The organism is Photorhabdus akhurstii, assembly GCF_019090985.1.
Taxonomy (GTDB): Bacteria; Pseudomonadota; Gammaproteobacteria; order Enterobacterales; family Enterobacteriaceae; genus Photorhabdus; species Photorhabdus akhurstii.
This window is the reverse complement of record NZ_CP020335.1, coordinates 2,127,694-2,143,712: the sequence shown is the minus strand read 5'-3', so window position 1 is coordinate 2,143,712 and position 16,019 is coordinate 2,127,694. Positions and strand designations below refer to the sequence as shown.

Below are 16,019 nucleotides of genomic sequence, written 5' to 3'. Positions count from 1 at the left end.
TTCAGATGGCTTTATGCCCTTAACAACAAATCCATCAATGCACTGCCGTTATGATTGATGGCTTAACTATCTGTTTCACATTCAATGACTCCGCTTGATATGCATGATTACGCACATCCCATAGTTCAACGGCATGCTGAATATTCAGCCAAAACTCTGCGGTGTTCCCCAAAGCCGCTGCCAATTTGATCGCCATAGGAACGGTCAGCGAACCTTTATCATGCACAATCCTACTTAATGTATTACGGTGAACACCCATAGCTTCCGCAAGCATATTAATTTCAATATTCAAAGGCGCCAGAAACTCACTCACCAATATTTCACCCACTGTCGCAGGGCGACGTTTTGTATTTCTCATTATTATTTCCCTCAGTTTAATAGTTATGAGGATCCAGATATGTATCAACTGCAATACCATCAATCCATTGAAAAATAAGCCTGTATTGCCTGTTTACTCTTATTGAGCACCATCCCCTTAAATAACCATTTAAATGTTCAAAATGGTTTCCCGGAGGGATTCTTAAATCAGCTTCTTTAACCGATGCATCCAGAATTTGTAGTTTTCTGTATAACGCACGCTGTAAAGATGCAGGTATGCATTTGTGCGGTAAATCCTGTTCGTAAAATCTTTCTAGCCATCTATCCTTGAATTCAACAGCCATAACATCCTCGTTGTTTGTATATTACGCACAATCATATTGTGCATCAAGTCATAAAATGCTGAAAATATCATTTGGCTTTACGCAACCTGGCTGGAGTACAACCATAATGTTGACTAAATGCAAAGGTAAAAGCTGACTGGGAGGCATAACCAGACAGAAAAGCAATGTCAGCCAGAGTCCTATCACTGTAAGCCAACAAGTTATAGGCAAATTCCATCCGACATGTTTTCAAATAAGCCATTGGACTCATCCCTGTCGCCATAAACAGTTTACGACGCAAGGTACTGGCAGATACTGCGCAAATATCAGCCATATCCATCACCGTCACTTTCTCATGCAGACGCCCAACAAGCCCCTGACGCAGTTTGACTATCAACGTTGAAGACGAGCCTACTTGTGGTAGTTGAGCAAGCAGCAAACGGGCAGCATCAGCGTGATTAGCGGGTGGCTGAGGGTAATCATGCAACCACTTAATAAGAGCAAGGGCAGAATCAGGTAAGGGTTGCCAGAAAGAATCACTATGTAATTGATTAAACAGTGCCGAAGGCAACTCCAGCACCAATTGCTGATTTTCACCACTAGCGAAAAAGCTGTGTTTCGCATCCGGTGGGATCATAACAACATTTCCAAAACTAACGGTACTTTGTTGTCCTTCTACGTTTAACTCAAGTTGTCCGTTATAGCCAAAAACGAACTGCCATAACCCTTGGTGGCTATGGCTAATTGTTTCAGCAGAATACTGGCGTAAATGTAATGAAGGTAATTGAACAGCCATATTTATTGTCGCTGATTAAAATACACTCCATTTATTCGACAACAAAATAGCTTGGTTTACAATAACTTATGACCATTCGGGACAGGAAGAGTAAATTCTGCGATCACCACCGCACCATTTTCATCCATACTGCCGGTTAACAACACCTCTGATTTAACACCAGCAATCCGTTTTGGTGGAAAATTGCATACACAAAGAACCTGACGGCCAATTAATTGTTCAGGTATGTAATGCACAGTTATCTGGGCGCTTGAACTTTTAACGCCCAACTCGCCAAGATCAATTTGTAATTTATAGGCAGGTTTGCTGGCTTTAGGATTCAATTCTACTGAAATAATTGTGCCAACCCGCATATCGACTTTCTCAAAGTCAGCCCACTCGATTTGTTCCATATATTCTTCTCCTTTAGTGCGAAGTGATTATATTCACATGCTATTGGAGAAAATTCTTTCGAAAGAGCGTCAATAATTGTCGACAAACTGCCTATTTTTTCCGACAGGTCATTCACTTCACTATCGAGTTGCTTTAAGTCACGGTTATTCCCGATCAAAAAAGTTATCTCTGGTCATACCGTTATTCTCTTTAATACGCGCAGCACGTTCAATATCCTGACGGATTTTCTCATTGACACGATCATTAAACTCTCGACTCTTCCGATTAGATTCATCTTCTCGTAACTGCCTTGCCAGTTCCCGTTTCTCCGCCGCTTGATTATCTGCAATGAGTTCATTCACATCCCAATGCTCGGATTTAAGATTTTCCCGTTTTTTTAAATACTCCTCAGATGGCTTATTATCAACTGGAATATCACTTTTATAATCAAAATTTGAGGCAAATGCCTGGAAAGAAATTGCAGATAAAACAGCAAAAACGTAACGCGATCCTTTAATCATCCTATTGTCCCTCTTCAAAACCATAACTTCGCACAACCATTAAATAATTATTGCCAATAGGAATCAATAGCATTTAGACACAACAAGAGGATTATCCACATCAGGTTTATATTTTATTGAAATTGAGCTTCTAGCAACCCGTTAGAATTAACCCGCCAAAATATGCGGGCTATGAGTCATTAATAAAATTAATCCAGAAATACAAGATAATTAAATCGGGTTTCCTTGCCGATAAGCCAGAGCAACTGCCAAAGATTGCACTAAACACAACGTAGCAGACTGAGAACGGAATGCATCCACCTGTGCTTCTTTAACCACAAAACAAACATCACTAAAACTAGCAAGCGGGCTAATCTGGCTATCGGTAATCACAATCTGTTTTGCCCCGGCTTTCGCCGCCCGTTCACTGACCATCAGGGTTTCTTCTGCATAAGGGGTAAAACTGATTGAAACGACAACATCTTTTTCCCCAATTAAATTAATCTGCTCCCTGAACATTCCTCCCAAACCATCCACGAGTAAAGGGCGACATTCCAAGTGGTTCAATGCATAAGAAAGATAAGCCGCCACACTAAAAGAACGGCGCAGTCCAATAATGTAAATATTCTTAGCTTGAGCCAATAAGTCTACGGCATTCCTTAAATCTTCAGGGGCCGTCCTGGCAGCTAGCTGTTGCATAGCCTGCACATTTGAACGAGCAAATTCCTGCAAAATATGCTGAGGATCTTCCGGCGGCTCCTGTTCGCCATCCAATTCCCGAAATAACCTGGCCCGGTCTGCATAACTGGCGGTTTCTTCCACCATATGCATGCGGAATAGCTGTTTCATTTCATTAAAACCACTGAAATCAAACGCATTAGCGAAACGAATTAATGTTGATGGAGGAACATCAGCTTCTTTGGCAATCACAGCAACAGTATCAAAAGCGACACTATTGGTATTATCCAGCACATATCGAGCTACTTGTTGCAGGCGTTTACTCAATTCACTATAGCGTGAACGGACTTGTTCTTGAAACTCATTCAGATTCGATGCGACAGACATAAATCCCCCATAAAATTTATCGCCAGCAATTGTAATCGTTTTGCAGTATAAGCTGAATCATATTTCATTTTTATAGTTAAAAATGAAACACATAATCCATTCATTGTAATGATTTATTATTATCACTATATTGATTAACATCTAATTAGTCACCTAATTATCGGTAATTCATAAAAACTTTACTCTGATCACACTAATTGCCTTTTATTCCAAATCATATTGAAAATAAAATAAATATTTCATATACCTATTATCAAAGTTTCTGATTCAGTACTAACATCAAATCCGCAAAAGAGGCTCAGAATGGAACAAGTACAGAATTACGTTAATGGGCAACTCATTCCTAGTCATAGCACCCGCTTTTCTCCAGTTTTTAATCCAGCGACGGGAAAACAGATACGCCAGGTAACATTAAGCACAGCCCATGAAGTTGAACAAGCAATTGAAGCCGCTCATCAGGCTTACAGTGAATGGTCTAAGGTTTCACCTCTCAAACGTGCTCGTGTCATGTTCCAGTTCAAGACATTGCTGGAAACCAATATAGACAAACTGGCGCGATTGATTTCAGAAGAACATGGAAAAATCTATTCAGATGCCATCGGTGAATTAACTCGCGGTCTGGAAGTGGTTGAGTTTGCCTGTGGCATTCCTCATCTACAAAAAGGTGAACATTCAGCTAATACCGGAACAGGTATAGACAGCCATTCATTAATGCAGCCTTTAGGCGTTTGTGCCGGCATTACCCCTTTCAACTTCCCGGCAATGGTTCCTATGTGGATGTTTCCTATCGCATTGGCGACAGGGAATACTTTCGTATTGAAGCCTTCAGAAAAAGATCCTTCTCTCGCGATTGAATTAGCAATACTACTTAAACAATCCGGTTTACCCGATGGCGTATTTAATGTTGTCAACGGCGATAAAGAAGCCGTTGATGTACTACTAACAGATCCACGTGTACAAGCTGTCAGCTTTGTTGGCTCGACTCCTGTCGCTGAATATATCTACACTACCGCCTCAGCTCACGGGAAACGCTGTCAGGCTCTGGGTGGTGCAAAAAATCACTGTATTCTGATGCCAGATGCCGACCTTGATATGGCCAGCAATGCTATTACAGGCGCGGCTTTTGGCGCAGCCGGCGAACGTTGCATGGCATTGTCTGTTGTATTGGCGGTTGGGGATGAAACGGCAGATGCATTAATTGAAAAATTACGTCAACAGATCAGCAAAATGTCTGTCGGTCCCGGTATTGTCGCAACGAAAGAAAACGATATGGGACCCGTTATCTCTGCCCAACACCAAGCTAAAATCTGTGATTACATCGATAGTGGCGAAAAACAGGGGGCTAGTCTGTTAATTGATGGCCGTCAACTCAAGGTTTCGGGTTATGAAAATGGCTATTTTATTGGCCCGACGCTGTTTGATAACGTCACGCCAGAGATGAAAATCTATCAAGAAGAGATCTTCGGCCCCGTTCTATCAATTGTCCGTGTACCCGATTATGCCACCGCATTAACATTAATTAACGTCCATCAATATGGTAATGGTACCGCGATATTCACCCGCGACGGAGAAACTGCTCGCCAGTTTAGCGAAGATGTACAAGCAGGTATGGTAGGCGTCAATATCCCCATTCCGGTACCAATGGCCTTCCACAGCTTCGGTGGCTGGAAACGCTCAATTTTTGGTCCGCTTAACGTTCACGGTAATGATGGCGTTCGCTTCTACACCCGCATGAAAACCGTTACCAGCCGCTGGCCAGCAAGTATCAGGTTAGAACATCATTCCAGCAGTTTTGTGATGCCAACAATGGAATAAAATGGAGTTCTGTAATATGAGCAAATCAACAATGACAACGGCTCAAGCATTAGTGAAGTTCTTGAACCAACAATATGTGGAAGCAGACGGAGAACAATATCCATTTATCAGAGGAATCTTTACCATTTTTGGTCACGGTAATGTTGTTGGATTAGGGCAAGCGCTGGAGCAAGATCCCGGGCACTTAACCGTTTACCAAGGATGCAATGAGCAAGGTATGGCCCATATCGCCACAGGTTTTGCTAAACAGAAAAAGCGCAAACAGATTTTTGCCGTAACTTCATCTGTTGGCCCTGGCTCCGCCAATATGGTAACCGCTGCGGCAACTGCCACTGCTAATCGCATTCCTCTGCTGTTATTCCCCGGCGATCTCTTTGCCTGCCGTCAGCCTGATCCAGTCTTACAACAGGTTGAACAGTTCCATGACTATACTATCAGCACCAATGACTGTTTCCGCCCGATTTCTCGTTATTGGGATCGTATCTCCAGACCAGAACAGCTAATGAGCGCTATGATTAATGCGATGCGAGTTCTAACCGATCCCGCTGATGCCGGCGCCGTCACAATCTGTTTGCCACAAGATGTTCAAGGGGAGATTTGGGATTTTCCTGACTATTTCTTTCAAAAACGAATTCACCGCATTGAGCGCCGCCCTGCTTCCATCGCCATGATTAACGATGCCGTGGCGCTCATAAGCCGCAAGAAAAAACCCTTGCTCATCTGCGGTGGCGGAGTGCGCTATTCAGAAGCACATAACGCTTTCCGTCAATTTGCAGAACACTTCAATATTCCTTTTGCTGAAACACAGGCAGGTAAAAGCGCCGTAATTGCCGACCATCCCCTAAATTGTGGCGGTTTAGGCACAACAGGCTGTCTTGCGGCAAACCTGATCGCCAAAGAAGCCGATTTGATTATTGGCGTTGGCACCCGGTTTAGTGATTTCACCACGGCATCCAAATCGCTATTTCAGCATCCAAAAGTCGAATTTCTTACTATCAACGTAGCGGAATTCGACGCCTGTAAGCTGGATGCAATCCCCGTTGTATCAGACGCCCAAACAGGGTTAAACGCTATTGCAAAGCAGCTTACTCAATTGCATTATCGCAGTGGCTATCAAGATGAGATTCATCAAGCGCGAGAGGCATGGCGCAAAGAGTTAAATCGTCTGTTCGATATTGAATATCAGGAAGATTTCACACCAGAAATTCCCGGCCATCTTGATGATAAATTGGAAGAGTACAGCCAGACATTACAAACCCGCCTGCCACAAACCAGAGTATTGGGATTATTAGACAAATATCTGGAGCCAGAAGCGATTATTGTTGGCGCATCAGGCTCCCTTCCTGGCGATTTACAGCGATTATGGCAACCCAAACAACCGGATACCTATCATCTTGAATATGGTTATTCCTGTATGGGCTATGAGATAGCCGCTGCTATTGGCGCTAAACTAGCCTGTCCCAACCAACCGGTTTATGCCATAGTCGGTGATGGCGCTTATATGATGCTTCATTCAGAGCTACAAACCGCAGTACAGGAAAATATCAAAATCATCGTGTTGCTGTTTGACAACGCGGGATTTGGCTGCATCAATAATCTGCAAATGAGCCAAGGGATGGGGAGTTTCGGAACAGAAAATCGTTATCGTAACCCAGAAAGCGGCAACATGGATGGCAAACTGATTAAAGTCGACTTCGCCAAAAATGCAGAAAGCTACGGCTGCAAAAGTTACCGAGTCCACGATGAGCGACAACTGCTTGACGCATTACAGAAAGCCCAAAAACAGACCGTACCGGTACTCATAGATATCAAAGTGCTGCCTAAAACGATGACGCATGATTATGAATCATGGTGGCGAATAGGCACAGCACAAGTAGCGAAAAATCCAGCTATAGAATCTGCCGCAAAGAAAATAAAGGAGATGGTTGCAACCAAAGTACGCCAATATTAAAAAGTGATGGCCTGTAAGACAGCAGGCCATTTTCCCTTTTCTAATCATTTTAATACTAGTTTTGAAATTATTATTCCAAAAACGAATGACTTTTTCTCTTCCCTCAACCTCTATGACCAAACGTAGCAACCACCTAGTCTAATGCATATTATAATTTGTTTTTAAAAGATAAATACCCCAAATCATCCAGCATAAATCTTACTTTACGTGATCTAATTAACACAAATTTAATATTGTTATTAACAAAATGCTACGCCGCACTCAAAAATATAATTTCCAAATATTTAAAAATTGAAATAAATGTTTTATTTGATATATTTTAAAGTATCTCATAAGCAGATACCTAGGTATCAAGGAGCATCCATGTTCAACATTGCATTATTTGGCGCCGGACGAATTGGGCAAGTACACGCAGTGAATATCACTCATCATAAAGAAACTTCTCTTTACTCCGTTGTCGATCCACATCAGAAAAGTGCTGAACTTTTAGTACAGAAATATCAAACAAAAAGACAAACTATTGAACAGGCAATGTCCGACCCTAAAATAGATGGCGTTCTTATCGCCTCAGCAACAGATACACATGCAGACCTGATCGAACTCGCAGCAAAACATCATAAAAAAATCTTCTGTGAAAAACCGGTTCATCTTGATATTGAACGTGTTCGTCATTGCCTTGAAACCGTTAAACAGTATCAGGTTCCCTTATTTGTTGGCTTTAACCGTCGTTACGATCCGCAATTCCGCCGAGTAAAAACACTATTTGACGCCGGCGCAATAGGAAAAGCTGAATCTCTGCTGATTATTTCCCGTGATCCCTCACCTCCTTCTGCTGAATATGTCAAAGTTTCTGGTGGTATGTTCCGGGATATGACAATACATGACTTCGATATGGCACGTTTTATTATCGGTGAGGAACCCTGTTCGATCTACGCTCAAGGCAGCAATCTGGTTGATCCAGCTATTGGGCAAGCGGGTGATATCGATACCGCCTTTATCGTTATGAAATTCCCATCAGGGGCAATGGCAACCATTACCAATAGCCGTCGTTCCGGGTATGGCTATGACCAACGGATTGAATTACATGGTGAAAAAGGGCTGCTTAGCGCAGGTAATATTAAAGAAAACAGCGTTGAACTCTGGGAAAACAGTGGTTGTTTAACAGCCAAGCCAGAGCATTTCTTCCTGCAACGTTACCGGGAAGCCTACATTGCTGAATGGGGCCATTTTGTCGATGTCATGGCTGGTCGCGCCACGCCAGAATGTAGTGGCGCCGATGGCGAACAAGCACTTTATCTGTCTGATAAAGCGCTCGAATCTCTGCAATTAGGGAAAGAAATCAAATTATAAAACAGCCCTACATCTCTAACTAAAACTAACTGACTTACATTTATTTTCATCATAAAAACGGGAAAGGCCGCTTTCCCGTCAGCATATTGCTGCCTGAAAACAGTCAATCAGGCTTGGAGGATAGTATGTTAGCTTTTCTCTCATTTATTGGTTTTACCCTATTAGTGGCTGGCTTCGCTTATTACAAAACCCATAATGCTCGTCTGACAGAATCTACTGAAGGCTATTTTCTTGGCGGACGATCTCTCACAGGTGTTTATATTGGTAGCTCTATGTTATTGATGAACCTGTCCACAGAGCATTTAATCGGTTTGAATGGATTAGCATTCCGAGCCGGATTTATCGTTATGGCTTGGGAAGTGATAGCCGCTATAACAATCGTTCTATTTGCTATTTATTTCCTGCCTAAATATCTGAAACTCGGTATTTCAACCATCCCGGAATATCTTGAACGCCGATTTGATAAAAATACGCTGCTTATTACCTCCATTCTTTTCCTGGCTATGTATATCATTTCACTACTCCCCATTGTGCTGTATACCGGCGCAATTGCATTAGAAAGTCTATTCCAGGTTTCCAATGTATTCAGTATTGATAAGACTACGGCATTATGGGTTATGGTTTGGGGCGTTGGTGGATTAGGTGCGGTTTATGCCATCTTTGGTGGTATTAAAGCCATTGCCGCCGCAGATACTATTAACGGCATTGGCTTAATCGTTGGCGGGTTAATGGTAACCATTTTTGCCCTACTCTATGTCGGCAATGGCAATGCCTGGCAAGGATTAATTGAAGTTTATCAATCTAATCCTGATAAATTTAACTCCATCGGCAATGAAGATTCTCTAGTTCCTTTCTCCACGTTATTTACCGGCCTAATTGTTTCCAATATGTTTTTCTGGTGTACCAATCAATCCATTGTTCAGAAAGCCCTTGGTGCAAAAAATCTAGCGGAAGGACAAAAAGGCGTGATGTTGTGTGCTTTACTTAAACTCATTATGCCATCTATTATTATTCTACCCGGCATTATTGCTTTCCATATTTTCAAAGGACAAATAGATAATCCAGATAACGCTTATCCAGAATTAGTCCATCTAATTCTGCCGGAAGTATTGGTTGGTTTCTTTGCCGCTGTGGTCGTTGGCGCCGTATTTTCCACATTCAGTGGCGGACTTAATTCATCCGTGACACTGTTTATCGTCAATATTTACAAACAGCGAATCAACCAAAATGCCACCGAAACTCAAACAGTCGCTATGAGTAAATATTTAGGGATCGGATTAGCGTTAATCACCATGATCGTCGCACCATTAGTCGCTAATGCACCGGATGGTCTATTCTATCTCATTCAACAATTACAGGGGATTTTTAACGCGCCAATTCTCAGCGTGGTATTAGTCGGCCTGATGACTAAACGAGTACCGCCTATTGCTGCTAAACTTGGCCTATTATTCGGTATGTCTGCCTATATTATCTGTAATTTCATTTTAAAAATTAACCTGCACTTTTTTCACTTGGTTGGCATTTTATTTGTTCTCAATGTTATTTTCATGTTGGCTATTGGCTACTTTTTTCCAGCTAAACCATTTGAAGATATTTATACCGAACAGGTAAATATTACGCCGTGGTCTATGGTGAAACCAGTTGCATGGTTAATTACACTCTGTTCAATTTCTATGTACGTATTTCTCGCACATAATGTTCCCAAGGTAATCATGATTATTTATTATTTGTTTGCTGCGTTAATACTATCTTATGCGCTATACCAGATAGGTAAAACACTATTCAGGAAACTTGTAATAAATAATACGCCCCAAAAGCCGAATAAAGATAATTAGCTAACTTTATTACCCCAACATTATTATTAGAATAACCTACAACCAGGATTTCCCTGTATCCCATATTCGCAAGAGGAAATCCTGGGAGTATAGCGATTCTTTTTGCTAACTAATTCCATATATACCAAGCCATAAATGGAACAAAAATTCTAAAATTCTATTTTTTCAGCTCTTACCTCTGAATGGTACCTAATTAATCAGAAAATTAACCCTATATAACGCGACGTTAGCTAAAAAATCCTTATCAGATCACAACTTGAAATTAATATTTTCATTTTTGTTGAAAATGAAATAAATGTTTCCTATAACAGATGTACGACAACAACCAAAGCTAACTGGCAAACACTAAAAAATTGACTGCAACAACAAACGACCTATCCGCTTCTATTTGGAGAAACAGCTATATGGAAGAGATTCGTATCGGCCTAATCGGTACTGGTTACATCGGACGGACGCATGCCATTGCTTACGCACAAGCACCTACTGTTTTCCCTCTGGTAGGCAAACTAGTTTGTGAAATGGTAGCGGAAGTTTCTGCTGAACTCGCCGCAAAACGGTCTGAACAATTAGGTTTCCGGCGCTTTACTGACAATTGGCGCGAATTAGTATCAGATCCCGATATTCATGTTGTTGATATCTGCTCACCAAATTTCCTTCATAAAGAGATGGCTCTCGAAGCAATCAAACATGGCAAGCATGTTTATTGTGAAAAACCACTGGCACTAAACTCAACTGATGCACAATTAATGGCCGCAGCCGCCAAAAAAGCCGGCGTGAAAACATTAGTCGGTTTTAACTACATAAAAAACCCCACCGCACAACTGGCTAAAGAGATCATTTCGAATGGTGAAATTGGTGAAGTCATTCACTTCTACGGCACTCATAACGAAGATTATATGGCTGATCCATTCACCCCTGTTCACTGGCACTGTTTCAAAGATAAAGCTGGATTAGGTGCATTAGGGGATCTTGCTGCTCATATCATCAATATGGCGCAGTACCTGATTGACGATATCGAAACTGTTTGCGCAGACATGGCCACTGTCATCAAACAACGCCCGAAAAAAACCGGCTCTAGCATTATGGTTGCGGTAGAAAACGAAGATCAAGCACATGCTATGGTGCGTTTCAACAGTGGGGCAATGGGTGTTATTGAAACCTCCCGTGTTGCCTGCGGCCGCAAAATGGGTTTGAGCTACACCGTTACAGGAACAAAAGGCGCTTTGAGCTTCACACAAGAAAGAATGGCCGAACTGAAACTTTACCGTCACGATGAACCGGCAAACCGCCAAGGCTTTAAAACCATTCTTATTGGACCGGAACATCCTGACTATGCGCCATTCTGTCACGGCGCAGGTCACGGCATCGGCTTCAATGATCAAAAAACAGTGGAAATCAGAGATTTGATCAATGGCATCGCCAGCAATAAAGAAATATGGCCAGATTTCACCGAAGGCTGGAAAGTCTCCCGTATTCTGGATGCCATTGCTCGTTCTTATCAAGAGCAACGTTGGGTGAATGTCACTGAAATTAATTAATTCTTCTTATCAACACTCCGTTGTCGGAGCTCATCATAGCAACACTTGATGTTGTACTTAATAAGGAATGGTTCAATGGAGCAGCAAAAAAAATTTGATGTCATCTGCATGGGACGAATCGCCGTTGACCTTTACGGCCAACAAATCGGAGCTCGTCTGGAAGACATGGGAAGTTTTGCAAAATATCTTGGCGGTTCTTCCGGTAATGTCGCCTATGGCGCCGCTCGCCAGGGGCTTAAATCCTCCATGCTAGCCAGAGTCGGTGATGAGCATATGGGACGTTTCCTTAGGGAAGAGTTACAAAGTGTTGGCTGTGATACCAGCCATCTAACTATCGATAAAGAACGCCTTACGGCACTGGTGCTGCTAGGAATCAAAGATAAGACAACGTTTCCCTTGATCTTCTATCGTGATAACTGCGCTGATATGGCAATTACCCGTGACGATTTCAGTGAAGAATACATTGCATCAGCCCGTTGTCTGGCAATCACCGGAACACATCTTTCTCATCCTAACACTCGCGATGCGGTGCTGACGGCCCTCAACTACGCCCGCCGCAACCGTGTGAAAACAGTCATGGATATTGATTACCGCCCGGTACTTTGGGGATTAACTTCTCTGGGAGACGGTGAAACACGTTATATCGCATCGGAACAGGTAACAGCTCAGTTACAGGAAGTATTATCGCTATTTGATCTCATTGTCGGCACAGAAGAAGAGTTCCATATTGCCGGTGGTTCCACAAATACCATCGAAGCACTACGCAACATTCGTAAACTCACGTCTGCTGCATTGGTTTGCAAACGAGGATCACTGGGATGCTCTGTTTTTACCGCTGAAATCCCTGATAATTTGGATGATGGCATTACCATACAGGGTGTTCGTGTCGATGTGCTTAACATACTCGGTGCAGGGGATGCTTTTATGTCCGGCTTATTACGCGGCTATCTTAATAACGAAGGTTGGGAAAAAGCCTGTACCTACGCTAATGCTTGTGGCGCATTAGTTGTTTCTCGTCATGGGTGCGCCCCGGCAATGCCAGATAAAACAGAGCTTGATAACTATCTATCACGCGCCAATCAAATCCTACGCCCTGATTTGGATGAAACACTTAACCACCTCCACCGTATCAGCGCCCGTAAAAATCAATGGGACGAACTGTGCGTAATGGCCTTTGATCATCGTATTCAATTTATCGAATTAGCCCGACAAGCGAATGCCAGTATCAAGCGTATTTCATCATTAAAACAACTTCTATTGCGCGCCAGCCGAGAAGTTGCCACAGAAGCAGGATTACAAGGAAAAATAGGCCTGTTATGTGACAGCACTTTTGGTCAGGATGTTTTAAACGAAATTACCGGTCAAGGTTGGTGGATAGGCCGCCCAATTGAGCTACCTGGCTCTCGCCCGCTTTGTCTGGAACATGGCAACATCGGTTCCCAACTTATTGACTGGCCGCTTGAACACATCGTCAAATGTCTGGTGTTTTTCCATCCAGAAGACGCTCACCCACTCCGTCTGGAACAAGAGAAAAAAGTTCGGGAAATTTATGCCGCATGTTGTAAATCTGGTCACGAACTTTTACTGGAAGTGATTCTACCTGCGGAAATGAAACACTCAGATGAGTTCTATATTCGCGCACTTAGACGCTTTTATAACCTTGGCGTTAAACCGGATTGGTGGAAACTCCCACCTCTCAGTTCTGAAAGTTGGGACAACATTAACTATCTCATCCAGCAACGAGACCCCTATTGCCGTGGCGTCGTTATTCTTGGTCTTGACGCTTCACAAGAAGAGCTGGAAATGGGCTTTAATGCCGCAGCCGGCAAATCTATCGTCAAAGGTTTTGCTGTCGGAAGAACCCTATTTGGTCAACCATCCCTAAAATGGCTAAAAAATGAGATTGATGATAACCGCTTGATCCAGAAAATAAAAACCAACTATCACAACCTGATTAGCCTATGGCGTCAGCGCGGATAGCAACATAATAAAATTATTTTATTCAATTAGTAGGAGCACCATCATGGCTGTTCAACTTGGTATCAACCCTCTAACCTGGACTAATGATGACTTACCCACTCTCGGCGCAGACACACCACTGGAAACCTGCTTAACAGAAGGTCGCCAGGCGGGTTTTACTGGTTTTGAATTGGGCAATAAATTCCCTCGTCAGGCCAACGTATTGGGTCCCATTCTTGCCGCCCATGATCTCATGCTGGTATCCGGCTGGTACTCTGGCGAATTACTCACCCGTTCAGTAGCGGAAGAGATTAAAGCGGTACAATCTCACCTGACCCTGCTACGCGAACTGGGAGCTAATGTCATGGTCTTTGCGGAAGTGACAAACTGCATTCACGGCGATCAAAATAAACCAGTCCATCTTCGCCCTCAATTTCCAGCTAACCGCTGGCAAGAATATGGTGAAAAATTGACTGAATTTGCCCGTTACACCCAAAAACAAGGTGTTCAGATTGCTTATCACCACCATATGGGAACTGTCATCGAAACTGAGAAAGATGTTGATCATCTAATGGAAAATACCGGAGATGAAGTTGGATTGTTGCTGGATACCGGTCATTTAACCTTTTCTGGCGCTGATCCACTAGCTATCGCAGAACGCTGGGCAAAACGCATTAATCATGTTCACTGTAAAGACATCCGCCCTGATGTACTTAACGATGTGAAAAACCGTAAAACCAGCTTCCTTGATGCGGTGCTGAGCGGTGTATTCACAGTACCGGGAGATGGTTGCGTTGATTATCCGGCAATTTTCCAAGTGTTGAAAAAACAGAATTATCAAGGCTGGCTGGTAGTTGAAGCAGAACAAGATCCCGCTATTGCTCACCCATTCACCTACGCAACGATGGGTTATAACAATTTACGCAAATTTGCCAGAGATGCCGGATTGTTTTAATTAATCACAACCTGATTCATGCAAAAATAGTACTGAGGGTAGATAATATGTCAAAATTATTATCAAAATATCATCCACCGGATCAAAACAAACGAACTCAACATATCACGCCGGAATCAGCAAACTGGAAGTATGTCCACTTCGATGTTTATGAATTGGCTTCGGGTGAAAAAATCACCTTACCCGCATCAGAAAATGAAACCTGTCTGGTTTTGGTGGCAGGCAAAGCCACAGTGACTACGCCACATCAACGGTTTGAGCATATTGGCGATCGCATGCAGCCATTTGAACGCAAAAAACCTTATGCCGTTTACATCACTGCGGGGGAATCTGTTGAAATTATTGCCGATACCGCTCTTGAACTTGCGGTATGCCAAGCGCCGGGTAAAGGAAGCTACCCGACTCGACTGATTACGCCACAGGATATTGACGCAGAACAACGTGGCAATGGCTACAACCGACGCTATGTTCACAACATCCTACCGGATAATAAACCTGCTAATAGCTTGTTGGTGGTTGAAGTCTTTACCAGTGAAGGCTGTACCAGCTCCTACCCTAGCCATAAACACGATACCGACAATACGCCACAGGAAACCTATTTGGAAGAAACCTATTACCATCGCCTGAACCCTTCTCAAGGGTTCTGCATGCAACGTGTCTATACCGATGACCGTTCACTGGATGAATCAATGGCTGTTTACAATAAAGATGTGGTAATGGTGCCCAAAGGCTACCACCCAGTGGCAACCATTGCCGGTTACGACAACTATTATCTCAACGTAATGGCCGGACCAACTCGTAAATGGCTATTTACCTGGGAAAAAGACCACCAATGGGTTAATAGTGAAGAATATGCACAAAAGCACAACAATTGATGCATATCGAGAAGAAAAAAGGTTGCTTTTTTAGCGCACTCAATCGAGTGCGCTGCTGCCTGTACGGCAGTGAACACAAACCAATACCGGGAGTTTTTAGCTCGTATTTTCTAAGCTGCCTGTGCGGCAGTGAACAAGAAGAATCAAGGTTTAACCCGAATGCTATCGTTTCTAAGCTGCCTGTGCGGCAGTGAATCGGAGCATTTGTCTTTACTGGGATCGTCAACATTTCTAAGCTGCCTGTGCGGCAGTGAATATAAGTTGATCGAACGGGCTATTGGCATGGTTTTTCTAAGCTGCCTGTGCGGCAGTGAATAGTTAGATACTACCTTTAATTTACTGATTATTAAAGAACATAATGATAAAA

General features: G+C 42.9%; 14 protein-coding genes. 8 read left to right on the top strand and 6 right to left on the bottom strand.

All coding sequences use genetic code 11. From position 1 onward, the window contains the following. Positions 1-34 precede the first annotated feature (34 nt). The 6 genes from B0X70_RS09335 to B0X70_RS09310 form a co-directional block, all read right to left on the bottom strand. On the bottom strand, positions 35-358 hold the full coding sequence (locus tag B0X70_RS09335) for a HigA family addiction module antitoxin (RefSeq protein WP_046394395.1): 324 nt from the start codon (positions 356-358) through the stop codon (positions 35-37). A 16-nt stretch (positions 359-374) separates the two neighbouring features. Then, positions 375-662, bottom strand: coding sequence for a type II toxin-antitoxin system RelE/ParE family toxin (locus tag B0X70_RS09330; protein ID WP_046394394.1), 288 nt, complete (start codon positions 660-662; stop codon positions 375-377). A 67-nt stretch (positions 663-729) separates the two neighbouring features. Next, positions 730-1,437 (bottom strand): helix-turn-helix domain-containing protein, encoded by a 708-nt coding sequence (locus tag B0X70_RS09325; RefSeq protein WP_214038929.1) that lies wholly within the window; start codon positions 1,435-1,437, stop codon positions 730-732. 56 nt (positions 1,438-1,493) lie between these two features. Further along, positions 1,494-1,829 carry a tRNA-binding protein gene (locus tag B0X70_RS09320; RefSeq protein WP_040152347.1) on the bottom strand — a complete coding sequence of 112 codons (336 nt, stop codon included), beginning with the start codon at positions 1,827-1,829 and terminating at the stop codon, positions 1,494-1,496. A 144-nt stretch (positions 1,830-1,973) separates the two neighbouring features. After that, positions 1,974-2,330 carry a hypothetical protein gene (locus B0X70_RS09315; protein ID WP_214038928.1) on the bottom strand — a complete coding sequence of 119 codons (357 nt, stop codon included), beginning with the start codon at positions 2,328-2,330 and terminating at the stop codon, positions 1,974-1,976. Between the two features lie 210 nt (positions 2,331-2,540). After that, positions 2,541-3,374, bottom strand: a complete 834-nt coding sequence (locus B0X70_RS09310) for a MurR/RpiR family transcriptional regulator (RefSeq protein ID WP_036775810.1) — start codon at positions 3,372-3,374, stop codon at positions 2,541-2,543. A 303-nt stretch (positions 3,375-3,677) separates the two neighbouring features. Here B0X70_RS09310 and B0X70_RS09305 point away from each other — a divergent pair, with 303 nt between their 5' ends. From B0X70_RS09305 to iolB, 8 genes are all read left to right on the top strand, one after another. Next, positions 3,678-5,189, top strand: a complete 1,512-nt coding sequence (locus B0X70_RS09305; RefSeq protein WP_110090317.1) for a CoA-acylating methylmalonate-semialdehyde dehydrogenase — start codon at positions 3,678-3,680, stop codon at positions 5,187-5,189. Between the two features lie 16 nt (positions 5,190-5,205). Beyond that, entirely contained in the window at positions 5,206-7,140 is a 1,935-nt protein-coding gene (gene iolD / locus B0X70_RS09300) for a 3D-(3,5/4)-trihydroxycyclohexane-1,2-dione acylhydrolase (decyclizing) (protein ID WP_246593480.1), read from the top strand. A 363-nt stretch (positions 7,141-7,503) separates the two neighbouring features. Further along, on the top strand, positions 7,504-8,490 hold the full coding sequence (gene iolG / locus B0X70_RS09295) for an inositol 2-dehydrogenase (RefSeq protein WP_217471367.1): 987 nt from the start codon (positions 7,504-7,506) through the stop codon (positions 8,488-8,490). 125 nt (positions 8,491-8,615) lie between these two features. After that, complete coding sequence (locus B0X70_RS09290) at positions 8,616-10,325, top strand: solute:sodium symporter family transporter (protein WP_217471366.1); 1,710 nt, start codon at positions 8,616-8,618, stop codon at positions 10,323-10,325. A gap of 404 nt (positions 10,326-10,729) precedes the next feature. After that, a complete protein-coding gene (locus B0X70_RS09285; protein ID WP_217471365.1) occupies positions 10,730-11,863 on the top strand; it encodes a Gfo/Idh/MocA family protein in 1,134 nt (377 codons plus the stop codon). 75 nt (positions 11,864-11,938) lie between these two features. Next, on the top strand, positions 11,939-13,843 hold the full coding sequence (locus tag B0X70_RS09280; protein WP_214066672.1) for a bifunctional 5-dehydro-2-deoxygluconokinase/5-dehydro-2-deoxyphosphogluconate aldolase: 1,905 nt from the start codon (positions 11,939-11,941) through the stop codon (positions 13,841-13,843). 43 nt (positions 13,844-13,886) lie between these two features. Then, on the top strand, positions 13,887-14,777 hold the full coding sequence (gene iolE, locus B0X70_RS09275) for a myo-inosose-2 dehydratase (RefSeq protein ID WP_217471364.1): 891 nt from the start codon (positions 13,887-13,889) through the stop codon (positions 14,775-14,777). A gap of 47 nt (positions 14,778-14,824) precedes the next feature. Beyond that, entirely contained in the window at positions 14,825-15,652 is an 828-nt protein-coding gene (gene iolB, locus B0X70_RS09270; RefSeq protein ID WP_217471363.1) for a 5-deoxy-glucuronate isomerase, read from the top strand. Positions 15,653-16,019 lie beyond the last annotated feature (367 nt).

Excerpts from the sequence above, each read along its gene's own strand:
- B0X70_RS09335 (WP_046394395.1), bottom strand. The coding sequence starts at position 358 with ATGAGAAATACAAAACGTCGCCCTGCGACAGTGGGTGAAATATTGGTG.
- B0X70_RS09330 (WP_046394394.1), bottom strand. The coding sequence starts at position 662 with ATGGCTGTTGAATTCAAGGATAGATGGCTAGAAAGATTTTACGAACAG.
- B0X70_RS09325 (WP_214038929.1), bottom strand. The coding sequence starts at position 1,437 with ATGGCTGTTCAATTACCTTCATTACATTTACGCCAGTATTCTGCTGAA.
- B0X70_RS09320 (WP_040152347.1), bottom strand. The coding sequence starts at position 1,829 with ATGGAACAAATCGAGTGGGCTGACTTTGAGAAAGTCGATATGCGGGTT.
- B0X70_RS09315 (WP_214038928.1), bottom strand. The coding sequence starts at position 2,330 with ATGATTAAAGGATCGCGTTACGTTTTTGCTGTTTTATCTGCAATTTCT.
- B0X70_RS09310 (WP_036775810.1), bottom strand. The coding sequence starts at position 3,374 with ATGTCTGTCGCATCGAATCTGAATGAGTTTCAAGAACAAGTCCGTTCA.
- B0X70_RS09305 (WP_110090317.1), top strand. The coding sequence starts at position 3,678 with ATGGAACAAGTACAGAATTACGTTAATGGGCAACTCATTCCTAGTCAT.
- iolD (WP_246593480.1), top strand. The coding sequence starts at position 5,206 with ATGAGCAAATCAACAATGACAACGGCTCAAGCATTAGTGAAGTTCTTG.
- iolG (WP_217471367.1), top strand. The coding sequence starts at position 7,504 with ATGTTCAACATTGCATTATTTGGCGCCGGACGAATTGGGCAAGTACAC.
- B0X70_RS09290 (WP_217471366.1), top strand. The coding sequence starts at position 8,616 with ATGTTAGCTTTTCTCTCATTTATTGGTTTTACCCTATTAGTGGCTGGC.
- B0X70_RS09285 (WP_217471365.1), top strand. The coding sequence starts at position 10,730 with ATGGAAGAGATTCGTATCGGCCTAATCGGTACTGGTTACATCGGACGG.
- B0X70_RS09280 (WP_214066672.1), top strand. The coding sequence starts at position 11,939 with ATGGAGCAGCAAAAAAAATTTGATGTCATCTGCATGGGACGAATCGCC.
- iolE (WP_217471364.1), top strand. The coding sequence starts at position 13,887 with ATGGCTGTTCAACTTGGTATCAACCCTCTAACCTGGACTAATGATGAC.
- iolB (WP_217471363.1), top strand. The coding sequence starts at position 14,825 with ATGTCAAAATTATTATCAAAATATCATCCACCGGATCAAAACAAACGA.